The sequence below is a fragment of the Pseudomonas sp. PDM30 genome, assembly GCF_019218985.1.
Lineage (GTDB): Bacteria > Pseudomonadota > Gammaproteobacteria > Pseudomonadales > Pseudomonadaceae > Aquipseudomonas > Aquipseudomonas jessenii.
The window spans coordinates 138,311-156,289 of sequence record NZ_JAHUWM010000005.1 but is presented as its reverse complement, the minus strand read 5'-3'; the positions used below and the strand labels follow the sequence as shown (position 1 = coordinate 156,289).

Sequence of the window (17,979 nt, the reverse complement as noted above, 5' to 3'; positions counted from 1 at the left end):
TACTTTTAAAAACTGTCACTGGTTGAACCAATGAAGGTTCTTCCCTCCTACCATGAGCTAACGGACGCGCTCGATAATGAAGGCGGGCAACACATGAATAAAGGGTTCAGTAAGGTTACGTTTCCAAACGCCTGCCAGCTGATGCGCTGGCATTTTCATCCCATGGGTTTCGAGGCGAGCATGGACGCGCCGGGCAGTATGATTGCCCGTCTTTTTGATCGTGCCACTGGCGAGACCATGATCGCCATTGCCGGTATTCCGTGCGCCACCGTCATGAATGCCGCGGATGTAGAACGAATAATCGAAGCGGTAGAGGACGAGCTTGAAGCCTTCATCCCACCGGAGGCCTTCAAGAGTTACGCCTGAAGGCTCAACTGTTAAAAGGCCCACTTTATGTGGGCTTTTTGTTGAACGCTTCCCTGTACCTGTAGGAGCGAGCTTGCTCGCGATGGTCGTTAACGATAACGCGTATTTACTGGCTAACCACGGCGCTCTTGAATCCATCGCGAGCAAGCTCGCTCCTACACCTACAGAAGTCAGGCGGTGATTTGGCTTTTACGATGGTCGACAAAAAACGCTTTGCCCTTGCCGATCCGGTCGGAGGCCTTGGGCATGTTCGCGGCCTGGGTGTCTTGTGCGTCGACGTACCAGTAGCAATGGCTGACAGCGCGGGTAATACCCACGTAGGCCAACCGCAGGATCTCGTCCTTCTGGGCATTGTCATAGGGCTCGCTGTCGCCAGCCTTGCCCAGGCCCGCCATCCGGTAAACCTGATTCTTGTAAGGTGAACTGGTCAGGTGCTGGCAGTCGCCCAGCAAAAACACCGCATCGGCCTGGAGGCCCTTGGCGCTGTGATACGTCAACTGCTTGAGCCTGCGAGCCTCATACGGCAAGCTGGAATCAACATTAAGTACTGATTGAATATGCTCTTCTATCAATGACTTATCGCTGCTTTTTCGATAAAGCATCAAGATCGAATCGCCCTTTCGGTAATGCTCCATCAGGCGTTGGGCCATGCCCTGGTCATCACGATCAAGGACGTTCACCGGCAGCAATGCCTTGGGTTCACCACTGGCCTTGGCTTTCTTCCCGGCAATCGCCGGTGCTGCGCGCACGATGTGCTCGGCGGCATCGATGATGTGCTGGTGGCTGCGGTAGTTGTCGCTGAGCATGACCTTGGTGGTGCTCGGCGACGGGAACTCCTTGTTGAACTCCATGAAGTAGGTCGGCGAACTGCCGCGCCAACCATAGATGGACTGCCAGTCATCTCCCACACAGAGCAACGAGGAACGCTGGGCTGCGCGCCCGACGTGCATGGCCGGTCCGCGACTGCGGATCTCTGCCAGGCTGGCCCTGATCCAGGAGACGATCTGCGGCGAGACATCCTGGAATTCGTCGATCATCAGGTGTGACAGCGGCCGCAGCAGCTCATCGCCGAGCAGTTTGAGATTCTCCGGCGAATGTTCGCTGAACAGGGCGAACATTCGGTTGTAGGTCATGATCGGCGGCTTCTGATCCAGCAAATGATCTTCCAGCGCCCGCCAGTACAGACTCAAGGCTTCAAAGAAGAACCGGTCGGGATCGTCCTTGGCGAAACTCATCCGGGCCACGGCGCCCGGCACGTCCAGCCCGAGGTTTTCGATGAACCCGGCGGCGGCGACAAAACAATCGAGCAGTGGCGCTGAAGCGAGCTCGCCCTTGACCTTGTAGTCGAAACCCGGCCCGGCGCTGGCATCACCGGCGAGCGAGGCCAGAACACGTCTTGAAGATTCGTAACTATCCAACCATATCAATGGCTTACGACAGAACGCTTGAAACAGGGTGCGCTTTACTGCCCACTCTGCGCGCACCGTCAGCTTGGCATTTGGTCGCGTGACCTGCGGGTTCTCCCGAGGATCGAACCCCAGCACCACCCAGGCATCCAGCGACGGGATGTAGCCGTGACAATGGAATGTCGAACCGTTGATATCGAACGACTGGCGATTCGGTTCGATGCCCTTGATGGGCCAGGCACCGGCGCGAAACCACAGGTCCTCGATGGCGTCGCACAGCTCCTCGTCGCGTTTGGCCGCCAGTTCGGTAACGCCCATGCGTTTTTGCACATCCGGGTGATCGCGCTCCAGCTCCTTGAGTTGCAGCGCATGCCGGGACAATGGCTTGATCAACTCGCGAAAACGCTCATCGTCACGGTGCAGACGGTGATAGCAGGCGTTGAGCTGTTGGCGTTGGGCGTCGTTGATGCGCAGATCGAACGGATTGCTGTCGACCTCCTCATCACCCTGTGCAGCCCGCAGGCTGAGGTTCTCGAAAGCCTGTAAACGCTCGAAACCCGGAAGGCTGCGCACCATCGGCAGGATCCGCGAGTGAAAGGTGCGCACCAGGTCCCGCGCCTCCTTGAAACTGATCGCACGTCCCCAGAGCGCAAACAGTTCGATCAGCTTGTTGATGAAGTCCTTGCGCGACTCGCGGGTGAAAGTCACCACCGTCATCGAACTCAGCTCGAAGCCCAGGTAATGGGTCAGCAGCAGGATTCGCAGCACCAGCGTGGTCGATTTGCCTGCACCGGCACCCGCGATCACCGAGGTGGACGGGGTGTCGCTGAAGATCATTTTCCACTGTGCGGCACTGGGTTGGGCATGGGCCGGTAACAATCGGGCGACATCGGCCTTCATGCGCTTCTTCAGCTCGGCGCTCAATGGCAGGCGCCAGTCGTCGAACAACAGGTCATCGACATTCGGCGGTCGGTGTTCAGTGCAGCGCGAGTCGCGGATCAGCAGGACCTGCCGGCCCTCTTCCAGCCCCTCGAGCTTGCCTTCCCTGTAGCCGTAATCGACCCCGGCGCTGTGACCACTGCGAAAACCGTCAGCCTGGCCATGCAACCACGACGCCCGATGCTGTGCGTGCAGGCGGGTCAGGCTGTAGCCGAAGAATCGGGCAAGCAATCGCTTGATCAGCGGCATCTCGGCCAAGGGGCGAAGTTCGGGAGGGAGATCGGGGGTGTGTTGCGGCACGCGGACTGACTCCAGGGTGTGAGGCTGTTGAGCGCTATGGTGTCTGCATTTGCCGTTGAGTTCTAGTGAATTGCTTATGACTCATTGGCTTATGCGATGAAGTGAAGGTTGGATGAGAAACTTTCGAAGTTATTTCATATCAATCCATTCGATAGGAATGCTGCATTTTTTACGCTTTTTATCGATTGTTGCCTGTTGGATGATGGCCGTCATCACTCACCGGTCTCGCTTCGTGGCTCAGGTGTTTCGCCCCATGACGAACCTTTTCTGGAGACGATCATGCTTGAACTCAGACCTTTCAACTCGCTCGGCGGTGCTCACCACGGCTGGTTGGATGCCCACCACCATTTTTCGTTCGCCGAATACTACGATCCCAAGCGCATGAACTGGGGCAACCTGCGGGTCTGGAATGACGACGTGATCGAGCCCGGCACCGGTTTCCCGCAACACCCGCACCGCGACATGGAAATCATCACCTATGTCCGCGAAGGCGCCATTACCCACCAGGACAACCTTGGCAACAAGGGTCGCACCGAAGCGGGTGACGTCCAGGTCATGAGCGCCGGTACCGGGATCGCCCACAGCGAGTACAACCTGGAAGCGACGCCGACCAGGATTTTCCAGATCTGGATCATCCCGAACGAGTCCGGCCTGGCGCCGTCCTGGGGCGCCAAGCCGTTCCCGAAAGGTAACCGCGAAGGTTTTGTCACCCTGGCCAGCGGTAAGGAAGGCGACGATCAGAGCCTGCGCATTCGGGCCGATGCCCGGCTGGTAGCCGCGAACCTCAAGGCCGGCGAGTCCGCCGAGTATCACCTGGACAACGGTCGTCGCGCCTACCTGGTACCGGCCACGGGGGTCATTGAGGTCAATGGCTTGCGCGCACAAGCTCGAGACGGCGTAGCCGTTGCCGATGAGCAGGTGCTGCGGGTGACGGCCATCGAGGACAGCGAGATTGTTCTGGTGGATCTGGCTTGATTCGCTGAGCGCAATCGCAAATAAAAAGGGGCGACCGCATTGGTCACCCCCTTTAAGTGGCTGCAGCCAACCCCTGTGGGAGCGAGCTTGCTCGCGATGACGGCCTGGCATCCAACATTGATTTTGACTGACAGTCCGCTATCGCGAGCAAGCTCGCTCCCACAGGGTTATATGCAACTCCAGTGGGAATTACGCCGTTTATTTTGCGGAAATGGCACCATCCACCAGCGTTTGCGCCTCGGCCACCAGTTGCTTGAGGTGGTCGTCGCTGACAAAGCTTTCGGCGTAGATCTTGTAGATGTCTTCCGTGCCCGACGGACGCGCCGCAAACCAGCCGTTCTCGGTCATGACCTTGAGACCGCCAATGGCCTGGTCATTGCCCGGTGCGTGGCTGAGGATGCTCTGGATCGGCTCGCCGGCCAGTTGAGTCGAGGTGACCTGTTGCGGCGACAGCTTGCTCAGCAACGCTTTCTGCTCCGGATTGGCCTTGGCGTCGACCCGTACCGAGAACGGCTCACCCAGTTCATCGGTCAAGGCGCGATACGCCTGACTCGGGTCGCGACCAGTCCGGGCCGTCATCTCGGCGGCCAGCAGGGCCGGAATCAAACCGTCCTTGTCGGTGCTCCAGACACCGCCGTCCTTGCGCAGGAACGAGGCACCGGCGCTTTCTTCGCCGCCGAAACCCAGGGAGCCATCGAACAGGCCGTCGGCAAACCATTTGAAACCCACCGGCACTTCGTACAGGCGACGACCCAGGCGCTTGGCCACGCGATCGATCAAGCCGCTGCTGACCACGGTTTTACCGACGGCGGCATCGGCGCGCCATTGCGGACGATTCTGGAACAGGTAGTCGATGGCAACGGCGAGGTAGTTGTTCGGTGCCAGCAAGCCACCGGACGGCGTTACGATGCCATGGCGGTCGTGGTCCGGATCGCAGGCAAACGCCACGTCGAAGCGCTCTTTCAGGCCGATCAGGCCTTGCATGGCGTGGCTGGACGATGGGTCCATGCGGATCTGGCCGTCCCAGTCGACGGTCATGAAGCGGAAGGTCGGGTCGACCTCTTTGTTCACCACATCCAGGTCCAGGCGGTAATGCTCGGCAATCGCCGACCAGTAGCGCACCCCTGCTCCACCCAGTGGATCGACACCCAGGCGCAGCTTGGCATCGCGGATCGCGTCGAAGTCGATCACGTTGATCAGGTCGGCGACATAGGTGTTGAGGTAATCGTGACGATGGGTAGTGCTGGCCTTCAGTGCCTGCTCGTAGCTGATGCGTTTGACGCCAGCGAGCTTGTTGGCCAGCAGTTCGTTGGCCTTGGCTTCGATCCACTTGGTGATGTGGGTATCGGCCGGGCCACCATTGGTCGGGTTGTACTTGTAGCCACCGCTTTGCGGCGGGTTGTGGGACGGCGTGATGACAATGCCGTCCGCCAGGCCAGTGGTGCGTCCACGGTTGTAGCAGAGAATCGCATGGGAAATGGCCGGTGTCGGCGTGTATTCGTCACCTTCGGCGATCATCACGGTCACGCCGTTGGCTGCAAGTACCTCGAGGGCACTGGCGCCGGCCGGCGTGGACAGCGCATGGGTGTCGATACCGACAAACAGCGGGCCATCGATGCCTTGAGCTTCGCGGTACAGGCAGATCGCCTGGCTGATCGCCAGCACGTGCCATTCATTGAAACTCAAGTCGAACGAGCTGCCACGGTGCCCCGACGTGCCGAAGGCAACGCGCTGGGTGGAAATCGCGGCATCAGGCTGGCCGGTGTAATAGGCCGTTACCAGTCGCGGGATGTCGACCAACAATTGTGCCGGTGCCGGTTTACCCGCAAAAGGACTGAGTGTCATGCAAAACCTCTGGAATAGAGTGGTTCAGGAATTGGGTCGCAGTTTACTGGCAGTTTGACCGCAAGGCGATGGGATCGATCCGCACAGTGGAGGTTGTTATTTTTTGTCTCACTCACTCGATGGATTCCAGGCGCAGCGCATCCCCCAGCAATCCCAGCGCGGCCGCCAGATTGTGATCGCCACCGAAGGTATGGCTCAGGCGCAGATGCTGCCCGTGCAGGCCGTGGAGGCTGAACAGCTCGCCCGGCGCGATGACCACCTGATGCGCCAGCAGGCGCTGGAACACACGACGGACATTGACCCGACGCAACGAGCGCATCCAGATCGTTGCACCACCGTGCGGCTCGACGAAATGCAAGGCATCACCCAATCGCTCCTGCAACAACAGGGTCATTTGATTCTTGCGGTCATTGAGCAGCCGCCGCAGCACCAGCAGGTGTTGGTCAATGCGACCGCTGCTATACAAACGGGCAATGGCTTTCTGGCGTATCGGCGAGAGTCGGAAGGACCGCAGCAGAAAGTGCCTTTGCAACTCGGCGCTCAAATGCCTTGAAAGCAGAAAACCGTAGGGCGCTTCAGGTCCGATGACTTTCTCGAACGTGGAAAACACCATCAACCGTTCAGGGTCCAGCAAGTCTCGAAAGCGCAGGGTGCCCAGGTCGAATCCGAGTTCGCCATAACAGTCGTTTTCCAGCACCCAACTGTCATGCGCGGCCAGCAGCCGGGCAATGGCCTGTCTGTTGTGGTCAGGCGCCAGGCTGCCACGGGGCATGTTCAGGGCCGATGACAGCATCACCAGCCTTACCGGTTCGGTATCGAGCAGCATTTCAAGACGTTCCGGATCCAGACAGGCATCGGCTTGCACGGGCAACTCGATCACCCGCACGCAGGCGGCTTGAAACAAACGCAGGATCGTCCAGTCGCACGGCGATTCGACCACCACCGTAGCGTCTTTCAATCCCAGCACGGCGATCAGGATTTCCAGTACACCGCGCAGGTCGGCGCCGATGTAGACATCATCGGCGTGCCAGTAACGCATGGGAGACGTGGTGTAGCGTGCTGCCAGGGCGGCGCGCAATTCGAGTTCGCCGCAGGGTTGCGAAGGCGACTGCGGCTGGCGGGGATACTGGCGCAGCAACTCCCGCTCCAGCAGCAACAAAGGACTGTCCAGTGGCTGCAATAACGCCGGTTCATCGGCGCTCAGGACCAGCATCCCCGGGCGCCTGGCATTGACGTAGACCGCTTCCAGCAAGTCGCTGCCGCTGTCCTGCAGGTTGATTGCGGACACTGGCAATGCGTAGTAACCGGACTTGGCCACCGAATACACCCGCCCTTCTTTCTCCAGCAGCGAATAGGCGTACTGAATGGTCGAGATCGACACATTCAGACGCTCAGCCAGGTGCCGCAGCGACGGCAGGCGGATGCGCGAATCCCCTTCAGACTCGTTGATCAGGCTGACCAGGTATCGATAAACCGCTTGATAGGCGAAATCCGTTTCTCGTGGACCTTTCATCGGTGAAGGCCATTTGCATTGACTGAAAATCCGCCCACGTTCAGTGACCCGCTGACCATTCATCCACCAACGTGCTGTCAGCATCAGGATCGTCCAGCGCATTTTGCGACACGGCCCTTGGGATGATTGCTTCAGCCGCCCCGCCAGCGTCTGCGGGCGTCCACTCCATGCGGTAAAGCCGGCCAATCAGGCTGACGGGCAATCCGCTGACATCAATCATCCATTGCATGATCTGTTCGGCGACCGGGTGCCCCTGCATGGCCTTGTGCAACTCGGGCATGGCCACCAGCATGCCCGGATGGCACTGACGCAGAAAACGCTCGAGCCCCGCACCTTTTTCGGTAAAGGGCGCAAACAGCAGGCACACCAGTTGTGCTTCGCTCAGGCCCAGATTCTTTTGTGCCTCGGCCGCCGCTCGGGCGCGCAGTTCGACCAGTGTCGCCGGATTGCCGAAGACCTCGATGGCCTGCTCGCACAATCGCTCGGGCAAGTGCTTGCGGCGCATCATCACCAAGGCCCGTTGCAGGTATTGCGCAACACCGGATTCGTAATTGCGATTCTGCACGAAGCACGCATGCAACCCTCGGACGTGCGCCGTGATCGACGGGCTGACGAATTCGTTGTCGCTGATCTGCGCGGACAGTTCGTCAGGCTGGAAGCCGAGAAATTCCGTCAACAATGGCCAACGCTCTTCCAGGTTGCTGACCAGCAGGTCGTGAATGTCGATGCAGGCCGTACGACGGCAGGTTTCGAAGCGCTCTTGCGGACGCCACCGGGCCTGGCCGTAATCGGCGTAGAACCCGTGATAACAGTCGCTGCCCAGTTCATCGAGCAATGCAAACAACCCCGCATAACCCGGCTCGCCCGCAGGCGAAGGCTCGAGCCCTGCCTTGGTGGCGGCGCGCCTCAAGCCGTCGATGAACTGCGTTTGCTGACGCGGTGTGTCACTGATGAGCAAGGCGTCGACACCGCCGTCCCAGCGAGCGATTTGTCCGTAGAACTCTCCCGTGGCCAGATAACCGTCATCCCAAAGGTCGAACCCGCCGCGCCACTCCCGGCGATGGCCGATCAGCAGCAGGTTCAGGCGGCTGGACTCGCGGCCGGCGTCGGAGATCGGCGCCAGGTGGTTGAACGGCAAGACTTCCCGATCATCGACCATCAGTACCTCGACCCGGGGATCGTCATAGACAAACAATGCGCTGTTGGTCCGGTGCATGTTTTCCACGGCCGCGCCGCTTGTGCCGTTCAACCGTAACGAGGCGATGCGCAACTGGAATGTCGCCGGTGTCCGCGTGGCGATGGTCAACTGTGCAGCACGCAACAAAGCCAGGGTGTAGCAGTTGTCACGAGCCCCGGACTGGATCGCCAACACCTTGTAATCGCCAATGTGCTCCATGCCCCCGGCCGCTACTGCCAGGCGCTGAATCAACAATTGCAATGCAGTGCGTTCGGCACGGGAGAAAAAACCCAGCAATCGCTGCAGCACTTGTTGATAGACATAGTTCATCGCTTGGTCATGGATGCTGGTCATCTTTATTTACCTGATACTCGTAAGTTCAATATCGTACAGACAGCAAATCCCGTTGGACTGTCGGCGCGAATGGAGTCATGGACTTTATTGCCAAATGCTAACACTTGAATTTTCTTGAAATCATTTGAAACGATCGCAGCACCCCCTCGACTTAACGACGAAGGTGGGGCTGGAACGCCCTACTGGCAAGGGTTTGCTGATTTGAAATCGGAGTCCTAGGAAATATCCGACAAAGTCCCACAGACACTTAATACAAGAAACAAGGAAGGAAGTTGCAGCTGTCTTTTTGGCAACTAGCCAACGGCCAACTAATTTGGAGATTTGCACCGATGGCGCACATTGAAAAGTTTCAGCCTGACACCCGGCCATGACTCATTCCTTGAGATGAAAGTAATCATTCAATTATCAGGGCTTAGTGGCTGATTAGAAGCTACAGATTACGGGCAAAAACCAGTTCAGTTGCTGGACCGGCCTGCGGATCGACGGCTTTCGGGGGGGCTCAAACGAAAGAGTCCGTGTGGGCACGGACTCTTGGGAGGACTGTAAGTGCTACGCCGGCTCGACCTGCAGCGCGACCCGTTCGCGACACGGGCATTCGTCCATGTAGCGGTGTGCTTCGACAAACTCGGCAAACGGGAAGACCCGAGTCTTGAGCGGCAGCAGAACGCGGTCGGCGGTCAGCTGGTTGATGTCGCGCAAGGCACGTTGCAGTGCGGCCTGGTCCTGGGTGATGCCCAGTTCCGGCTTGCCCGTGAAGTTGCCGATGCAGTGCACGAAGAACTGAATGTTCTTCTGGAACGCTGCGCAGGCCGGGAAAGGTGTCTGGTTGCCACCCTGCAGGCCGTACAGCACCAGGCTGCCACGAGGCGCCAGCACATCGCCCAGCAACGACATCTGCGGACCGCCCAAACCATCGAACACCACATCTACGCCACGGTTATCGGTGATTTTGTTGATCCGCATCAGCAGATCTTCTTCCTCGGTGACGATCACTTTCTCGGCACCCAGCGACAGCAGGTATTCACGTTCCTCCTCGGTCTTGGTCGCGGCGATCACTCGAACACCCAAGGCCTTGCCCAGTTGTACGAACGAAGGTCCGGCGCAATGACTCGCGTCAGTCACCAGAACAAATTGCCCGGGCTTGACCCGTGCCAGATCGGCATAAGCGAAATAGGCGATCAACAACGGCGTGTAGTGCACGCTCGCTTCAATCGGGCTAAGCACATCCGGATAACGGGTGACTGCCGAGCGCGGCAGAACGATCTGCTCGCCGTAGACCGGATAGTCGTTCGGGCTTTGGGCCGGAAAGCTGGCGACCTTGTCACCGACCTCCAGGTCATCGACGCCATCACCGACAGCGGTGACGATACCGGCCATCTCCTGGCCAAGGCCTGAAGGCAGTCGGGCATGGGACGGGGCCAGGTTCTGACGCCAGAGAGTGTCATACCAACTGATGCCAATCGCCTCGACGCGCACCTGCACTTCGCCCGGGGCAGGCAGAGCCGTCGCATGCTCTTCGCATTTGAGCACCTCGGCTGGACCAAACTTGTGAAAACGTATCGTGCGGGACATCGCAAACCTCGCCAAATAAACCTCTAATGCCATGAACTCTAGCCGGGCTTTCAACCCAACACTATCTGTGGCTATTAATAGTCGACATGCCTGTCATTGATTCCGCAGCGGCGGCAACATCGTCAAATGTCGTAAGAAACCGAAGCAGCCTATGTAGGAAAAACTGAATTACCCGGTGCAGAGTACCAGTCTTTCCCCGTAATATTCCTGCTGGCCATTGTTCTCATATGGCCGCCCACGTCAAGCTTGCTGACTCTGCCAGGACTCCAGATGAATCGTAATGACCTGCGTCGTGTCGACCTGAACCTGTTGATCGTTTTCGAAACATTGATGCACGAACGCAGCGTGACCCGTGCTGCGGAAAAACTGTTCCTCGGCCAGCCAGCCATCAGTGCGGCGCTCTCGCGCCTGCGCGGCCTGTTCGATGATCCCTTGTTTGTGCGTACCGGCCGCAGCATGGAGCCGTCCGCCAGGGCGGTCGAGATCTTCGCCCTGCTCTCGCCGGCACTGGATTCGATTTCCACCGCCGTCAGCCGTGCGGCCGAGTTCGATCCTGCCACAAGTACCGCCGTGTTCCGCATCGGCCTTTCGGACGACGTCGAGTTCGCCTTGCTGCCGACGCTGCTCAAGCGCCTGCGTGCCGAATCGCCGGGGATTGTGCTGGTGGTACGTCGGGTCAACTACATCCTGATGCCGGGGTTGCTGGCATCCGGTGAGATATCCATCGGTGTCAGTTACACCACCGACCTGCCGGCCAACGCCAAACGCAAGGTACTGCGCCGCAGCCAACCGAAGCTGTTGCGCGCCGACACCGTGCCGGGGCCGTTGAGCCTGGATGATTACTGCGCTCGCCCCCATGCACTGGTGTCGTTCGCTGGCGACCTCAGCGGCTTCATCGATGAAGAGCTGGAAAAGCTCGGGCGCAAACGGCATGTGGTGCTCGCCGTTCCCCAGTTCAACGGGTTGAGTACCCTGCTCGCCGGAACCGACATCGTGGCGACGGTGCCGGACTACACAGCCGATGCACTGACTGCCGCTGGCGGAGTGCGGGCCGAAGATCCGCCGTTGCCGGTGCGCAGTTTCGAGTTGCACATGGCGTGGCGCGGATCCCAGGATAATGATCCGGGGGAGCGTTGGTTGCGGTCGCGGATTCAGATGTTCTTCGGGGATCCGGACAGTCTGGCCTGATCCTGATTTTGCAGGGCTTCTGGCCCTATCGCGAGCAGGCTCGCTCCCACAGGGATTTGGGAACAGCGAAGATCCAATGTGGGAGCGAGCTTGCTCGCGATGGCCGCAACACGGTTCCAAATCTGACCATTGCATCCAATGCAACACACAATTGTCATCAATCCAGTTGATGACGACCGAACACAAGGTGCAGGCTAGAGGGCTGGCTTGGGTCTTATATCATTCCGGATGATAGTTACCTTCGCCCCATTCGATTCGTGAGATACAAACCCGCCGCGCATCATTCGCCAATCTCAACACATTGGCGGATGCATCCATGGAACAGTCACTCAAACATTTGCGCTTCCCGTTGGCTTTGTTGGCCGTAGTGGTGATCAGCGCTTGCGGCAAGGCCCCGGAAACCGCCGCCAGCATGCCAGCGGCCAAGGTCAGCGTGGCCAAGGTGCTGGAACAGCCGGTCAACGAATGGGACGAATTCACCGGCCGTCTCGAAGCGCCGGAAACCGTCGAGATTCGTCCACGGGTCTCCGGCCAGATCGATGAAGTGGCGTTCACGGAAGGCGCCCTGGTCAAGAAAGGCGACCTGCTGTTCCAGATCGACCCGCGTCCGTTCCAGGCTGAGGTCCGCCGCCTCGAAGCACTGGTTGCACAATCGCGCGCCAATGCCACCCGCAGCGAAAACGAAGCCCAACGCGGTGAGCGCCTGCGCACCAGCAACGCGATTTCCGCCGAACTGGCCGACTCGCGGACCAGCGCCGCCCAGGAAGCCCGCGCCGCGGTCGGCGCCCTGCAAGCGCAGCTGGATCTGGCCAGGCTGAACCTGAGCTTTACTCGTGTGACTGCTCCAATCAGCGGCCGCGTCAGCCGTGCGGAAATCACCGCCGGTAACCTGGTGACTGCCGACACCACCCCGCTGACCAGCGTGGTCTCCACTGACAAGGTGTACGCCTACTTCGACGCGGACGAGCGTGTGTTCCTCAAGTACACCGAGCTCGCTCGCCAGGGCAAGCGCGGCGCCACCACCCCGGTCTACATGGGCCTGTCCAACGAGGACGGCAACCCGCACCAGGGCGTGATGAACTTCGTCGACAACCAGGTCAACCCGAAGACCGGCACCATTCGTGGGCGCGCCGTGTTCGACAACAGCGATGGCAGCTACACCCCGGGCCTGTATGCACGCCTGAAACTGGTGGGCAGCGGCACTTACAGCGCCATGCTGATCAATGACGAAGCGGTCGGCACCGACCTGGGCAAGAAGTTCGTGCTGGTGATGGATGCCGACAACAAGACCGCCTACCGCGCGGTGGAGCTGGGTCCGAAGATCGAAGGTCTGCGCATTGTGCGCAATGGCCTGAACAAGGACGACACCATCATCGTCAAGGGCCTGCAACGGGTGCGCCCTGGCTCACCGGTCACCCCTGAAGTGATTCCGATGGCCAGCGAACAAACCCTCGCGGCACTCGCACAACAACGCCAAGCGCTGGAAGCCAGCAACCTGCCCCAAGTCGCGCCTGCCAGGGTTGCGCCGGGCACGGCTGTGAAACTGGCCGCCACGACCCCACGCGGTTAAGGGATTTTTACGATGAATTTTTCCCAATTCTTCATTTCACGGCCGATCTTTGCAGCGGTGCTTTCGCTGCTGATCCTGATCGCCGGCGCCATCTCGCTGTTCCAGCTGCCGATCAGCGAATACCCGGAAGTGGTACCGCCGACCGTTGTGGTTCGTGCCAACTTCCCGGGTGCCAACCCAAAAGTCATCGGTGAAACCGTGGCCGCTCCACTGGAGCAAGCCATCACCGGTGTCGAGAACATGCTGTACATGTCCTCGCAGTCCACCGCTGACGGCAAGATCACCCTGACCATCACCTTTGCGCTGGGCACTGACCTGGACAACGCACAGGTGCAGGTGCAGAACCGTGTGACGCGGACCGAGCCAAAACTTCCCGAGGAAGTGACACGCATCGGTATCACCGTGGACAAAGCTTCGCCCGACCTGACCATGGTTGTGCACTTGACCTCGCCGGACAAACGCTACGACATGCTCTACCTGTCCAACTACGCCTTGCTCAACATCAAGGATGAGCTGGCGCGTCTGGGTGGTGTCGGCGATGTGCAGTTGTTTGGCATGGGCGATTACTCCCTGCGTGTCTGGCTCGACCCGAACAAGACCGCTTCGCGCAACCTGACCGCCACCGATGTGGTCACGGCGATTCGTGAGCAGAACCGTCAAGTGGCGGCCGGTGCCTTGGGTGCGCCTCCTGCACCGAATGCCACGGCCTTCCAGTTGTCGGTCAACACCCAGGGCCGTCTGGTTTCCGAGGAAGAGTTCGAGAACATCATCATTCGCTCTGGCGACAACGGTGAAATCACTCGCCTCAAAGACATCGCTCGCGTCGAACTGGGCTCCAGCCAGTACGCCCTGCGTTCGTTGCTCAACAACCAGCCGGCGGTGGCGATCCCGATCTTCCAGCGTCCGGGTTCCAACGCTATCGAAATCTCCAACGAAGTGCGGTCGAAAATGGCCGAACTGAAGAAGAGCTTCCCCGAAGGCATGGACTTCAGCATCGTCTATGACCCGACGATCTTCGTGCGCGGCTCCATCGAGGCGGTGGTTCACACCCTCTTCGAAGCACTGATCCTCGTAGTACTCGTGGTGATCCTGTTCCTGCAAACCTGGCGCGCCTCGATCATTCCGCTGGTCGCTGTGCCGGTATCGCTGATCGGTACCTTTGCCGTGATGCATCTGTTTGGCTTCTCGCTCAACGCCTTGTCGCTGTTCGGCCTGGTATTGGCGATCGGTATCGTGGTGGACGACGCCATCGTGGTGGTGGAGAACGTCGAGCGGAACATCGAACTCGGATTGACCCCGGTTGAAGCGACCAAAAAAGCCATGGGCGAGGTAACCGGCCCGATCATCGCCACGGCGCTGGTGCTGTGTGCGGTATTCGTTCCGGCGGCGTTCATTTCCGGCCTGACCGGCCAGTTCTACAAACAGTTCGCCCTGACCATCGCGATTTCCACGGTGATCTCGGCCTTCAACTCCCTGACCCTGTCGCCGGCGCTGGCCGCGGTATTGCTCAAGGGCCATGACGCGCCGAAGGACCGTTTCTCCAAGGTGCTGGACAAGATTTTCGGTGGCTGGTTGTTCCGTCCGTTCAACCGTTTCTTTGAAAAGGCCAGCCATGGTTATGTCGGCACCGTTGCCCGCGTGATCCGCTCAAGCGGCATCGCCCTGCTGCTGTACGCCGGCCTGATGGTCCTGACCTTCTTCGGTTTCTCCAGCACCCCGACCGGTTTCGTCCCCGGCCAGGACAAGCAATACCTGGTGGCCTTCGCGCAACTGCCGGATGCCTCGAGCCTGGACCGTACCGAAGACGTGATCAAGCGCATGTCCGAGCTGGCGCTGAAACAGCCCGGCGTGGAAAGCGCCGTGGCCTTCCCGGGCCTGTCGATCAACGGTTTCACCAACAGTCCGAACGCCGGCATCGTGTTCGTGACCCTCAAACCGTTCGACGAACGTAAAGACCCGAGCATGTCCGCCGGTGCGATTGCCGGTGCCTTGAACGGCCAGTACGCGAATATCCAGGAAGCCTACATGGCGATCTTCCCGCCGCCGCCGGTACAAGGCCTGGGCACCATCGGTGGTTTCCGCCTGCAGATCGAAGACCGGGGCAACCTGGGCTACGAAGAGCTGTACAAGGAAACCATGAACATCATCAACAAGAGCCACAACGTGCCGGAACTGGCCGGCCTGTTCACCAGCTACACCGTGAACGTGCCCCAGGTCGATGCCGCCATCGACCGGGAAAAAGCCAAGACCCACGGCGTGGCCGTCAGCGACATCTTCGACACCCTGCAGATCTACCTGGGTTCGCTGTATGCCAACGACTTCAACCGCTTTGGTCGCACCTATCAGGTCAACGTTCAGGCCGAACAACAGTTCCGCCTCGAATCCGACCAGATCGGCCAGCTGAAAGTGCGTAACAACAAAGGCGAGATGATCCCGCTGGCGACCTTCATCAAGGTCAGCGATACCTCGGGCCCGGACCGCGTGATGCACTACAACGGCTTCATCACTGCTGAAATCAACGGTGCGGCAGCCCCCGGCTACAGCTCCGGCCAGGCCGAAAAAGCCATCGAGAAACTGCTCAAGGAAGAACTGCCCAACGGCATGACCTACGAATGGACCGACCTGACCTACCAGCAGATCCTGTCCGGTAACACCGCACTGTTCGTGTTCCCGCTCTGTGTGCTGCTGGCGTTCCTGGTACTGGCGGCTCAATACGAAAGCTGGAGCCTGCCACTGGCGGTGATCCTGATCGTACCGATGACCCTGCTGTCGGCCATCACCGGTGTGATCGCCTCCGGCGGTGACAACAACATCTTTACCCAGATCGGTTTGATCGTATTGGTGGGGCTTGCCTGCAAGAACGCGATCCTGATCGTCGAGTTCGCCAAGGACAAACAGGAGGAAGGCTTGAGCCCGCTGGCTGCGGTCCTGGAAGCGTGCCGTCTGCGTCTGCGGCCGATCCTGATGACCTCCTTCGCGTTCATCATGGGTGTGGTGCCCCTGGTGTTCTCCAGCGGCGCCGGTGCCGAAATGCGCCACGCCATGGGTGTCGCGGTGTTCTCCGGGATGCTTGGGGTGACCTTCTTCGGTCTGTTGCTGACGCCGGTGTTCTACGTACTGATCCGTAACTTTGTCGAGCGCGGCCAGGCACGCAAAGCTGCCAAGGCCACCCTGAAGCTGGAGTCGCACTGATGAGTTTGAAAGCCTTCCTGCCGAGCCTGCTGGTACTGGCCCTGAGTGCCTGTGCCGTGGGCCCGGACTACAAGACGCCAACCACCGAGGCGGCCAACATCACGGCCGCCACCGATGGCGCCGCCGGCCAGAAGAACTTTGACCGTTCGCGTTTCGAAGGCATCTGGTGGCAGCAGTTCGAAGACCCGACCCTCAACCAGTTGGTGACGCAATCCCTGCAAGGCAACCGTGATCTGCGCGTCGCCTTCGCCCGCTGGAAAGCGGCGCGGGCGATCCGCGATGACGTCAGCAACGACGCCATGCCGACCATCACCAGCCGCGTCAGCAGTGACCTGGGCAAAGGCCAGATTCCGGGCCAGACCACCGACCGGGTCAACAGCGAACGCTATGATCTGGGCCTGGACATGGCCTGGGAAATCGACTTGTTCGGTCGCATCCAGCGCAACCTGGAGTCGGCCAACGCCGAGCAACAGGCATTCGAGGCCGATCTTTACCAACTGCAAGTCACCATGATTGCCGAACTGGTGGACTCCTACGGGCAACTGCGCGGCGCGCAGTTGCGGGAGAAAATCGCCCTGGCCAACCTGGAGAACCAGCAGGAGTCGCGCAAGATCACCATCAGCCTGCGTGATGCCGGCGTCGGCGACCAGCTCGATGTGGAGCGCGCCGATGCGCGACTGGCGTCGGTCGAAGCCAGCGTTCCGCAATTGCAGGCCGAACAGGTTCGGCAGAAAAACCGTATCGCCACCCTGCTGGGTGAACGTCCGGACAAGCTGACCGTGGACCTGAGCCCGAAAGACCTGCCGGCGATTGCCAAGGCCTTGCCGATCGGCGATCCGGGTGAACTGCTGCAACGTCGTCCGGACATTCTCAGTGCCGAACGCCAACTGGCTTCGGCCACCGCGCGTATCGGCGTGGCCAAGGCGGATCTGTTCCCGCGGGTCAGCCTCAGCGGCTTCCTCGGCTGGACTGCCGGACGTGGTTCGCAGATTGGTTCTTCGGCGGCCAACGCCTGGGCGCTGGGCCCGAGCATCACCTGGGCCGCGTTTGACCTGGGTAGCGTAAAAGCCCGCATACGTGGCGCCGACGCCGATGCCGAAGGCGCCCTGGCGACTTACGAGCAGCAAGTGTTGCTGGCCCTGGAAGAATCGGAAAACGCTTTCAGCGACTATGGCAAACGCCAACAGCGCCTGATCTCGCTGATTCGCCAGAGCGAGTCCAGCCGCTCGGCTGCCGACCTGGCGCAAATCCGCTACCGCGAAGGCACGTCCGATTTCCTCGTACTGCTTGACGCCCAGCGTGAACGCCTGGCGGCCGAAGACACCCAGGCCCAGGCCGAGGTTGACCTGTATCGCGGCATCGTCGCGATCTACAAGGCCCTCGGTGGTGGCTGGCAGCCGGAGACGGTCGCGAGCAAGTAATACGGTTTTTAAAGCGCTCCTTTGGTTGGCCGCAACCAACCAATTTCCTTGCCCTGCGTCTCATTCGGTCGCGGGGCTTTTTTTGCCCTGAAAAAGGCAGTACACCCCCCCTGTGGGAGCGAGCTTGCTCGCGATGACGCAAGCACCTTCACCAATGATGT

General features: G+C 59.8%; 11 protein-coding genes. 6 read left to right on the top strand and 5 right to left on the bottom strand.

The window, feature by feature from the left end; all coding sequences use genetic code 11:
• The first annotated feature begins 93 nt into the window (after positions 1 to 93).
• Entirely contained in the window at positions 94 to 366 is a 273-nt protein-coding gene (locus KW840_RS14225; protein ID WP_057716601.1) for a DUF1652 domain-containing protein, read from the top strand.
• Between the two features lie 170 nt (positions 367 to 536).
• Here KW840_RS14225 and KW840_RS14220 read toward each other — a convergent pair whose 3' ends face one another.
• Positions 537 to 3,011 (bottom strand): UvrD-helicase domain-containing protein, encoded by a 2,475-nt coding sequence (locus tag KW840_RS14220; RefSeq protein ID WP_218495764.1) that lies wholly within the window; start codon positions 3,009 to 3,011, stop codon positions 537 to 539.
• A gap of 279 nt (positions 3,012 to 3,290) precedes the next feature.
• Here KW840_RS14220 and KW840_RS14215 point away from each other — a divergent pair, with 279 nt between their 5' ends.
• Complete coding sequence (locus KW840_RS14215; RefSeq protein WP_218495763.1) at positions 3,291 to 3,986, top strand: pirin family protein; 696 nt, start codon at positions 3,291 to 3,293, stop codon at positions 3,984 to 3,986.
• Positions 3,987 to 4,184: 198 nt separating this feature from the next.
• Here KW840_RS14215 and pgm read toward each other — a convergent pair whose 3' ends face one another.
• The 4 genes from pgm to KW840_RS14195 form a co-directional block, all read right to left on the bottom strand.
• Positions 4,185 to 5,831, bottom strand: a complete 1,647-nt coding sequence (pgm, locus tag KW840_RS14210) for a phosphoglucomutase (alpha-D-glucose-1,6-bisphosphate-dependent) (protein WP_218495762.1) — start codon at positions 5,829 to 5,831, stop codon at positions 4,185 to 4,187.
• A 112-nt stretch (positions 5,832 to 5,943) separates the two neighbouring features.
• A complete protein-coding gene (locus KW840_RS14205) occupies positions 5,944 to 7,344 on the bottom strand; it encodes a PLP-dependent aminotransferase family protein (protein WP_218495759.1) in 1,401 nt (466 codons plus the stop codon).
• Positions 7,345 to 7,384: 40 nt separating this feature from the next.
• Complete coding sequence (locus KW840_RS14200) at positions 7,385 to 8,875, bottom strand: hypothetical protein (protein ID WP_218495757.1); 1,491 nt, start codon at positions 8,873 to 8,875, stop codon at positions 7,385 to 7,387.
• Positions 8,876 to 9,424: 549 nt separating this feature from the next.
• The gene (locus KW840_RS14195; RefSeq protein ID WP_218495755.1) at positions 9,425 to 10,447 is read right to left on the bottom strand and encodes a zinc-dependent alcohol dehydrogenase family protein; all 1,023 of its coding nucleotides are present in this window, start codon (positions 10,445 to 10,447) and stop codon (positions 9,425 to 9,427) included.
• A gap of 270 nt (positions 10,448 to 10,717) precedes the next feature.
• On the opposite strand from KW840_RS14195, the gene KW840_RS14190 reads away from it, so the two are divergent.
• The 4 genes from KW840_RS14190 (at position 10,718) to KW840_RS14175 (ending at position 17,818) form a co-directional block, all read left to right on the top strand.
• On the top strand, positions 10,718 to 11,635 hold the full coding sequence (locus KW840_RS14190; RefSeq protein WP_256353324.1) for a LysR family transcriptional regulator: 918 nt from the start codon (positions 10,718 to 10,720) through the stop codon (positions 11,633 to 11,635).
• 316 nt (positions 11,636 to 11,951) lie between these two features.
• Positions 11,952 to 13,205 (top strand): multidrug efflux RND transporter periplasmic adaptor subunit MexE, encoded by a 1,254-nt coding sequence (mexE, locus tag KW840_RS14185; RefSeq protein ID WP_057714781.1) that lies wholly within the window; start codon positions 11,952 to 11,954, stop codon positions 13,203 to 13,205.
• Between the two features lie 12 nt (positions 13,206 to 13,217).
• Entirely contained in the window at positions 13,218 to 16,397 is a 3,180-nt protein-coding gene (locus KW840_RS14180) for an efflux RND transporter permease subunit (protein ID WP_150812992.1), read from the top strand.
• Complete coding sequence (locus tag KW840_RS14175; protein ID WP_218495752.1) at positions 16,397 to 17,818, top strand: efflux transporter outer membrane subunit; 1,422 nt, start codon at positions 16,397 to 16,399, stop codon at positions 17,816 to 17,818. The genes KW840_RS14180 and KW840_RS14175 overlap by 1 nt, the downstream gene beginning before the upstream one ends.
• The last annotated feature ends 161 nt before the right edge of the window (positions 17,819 to 17,979 follow it).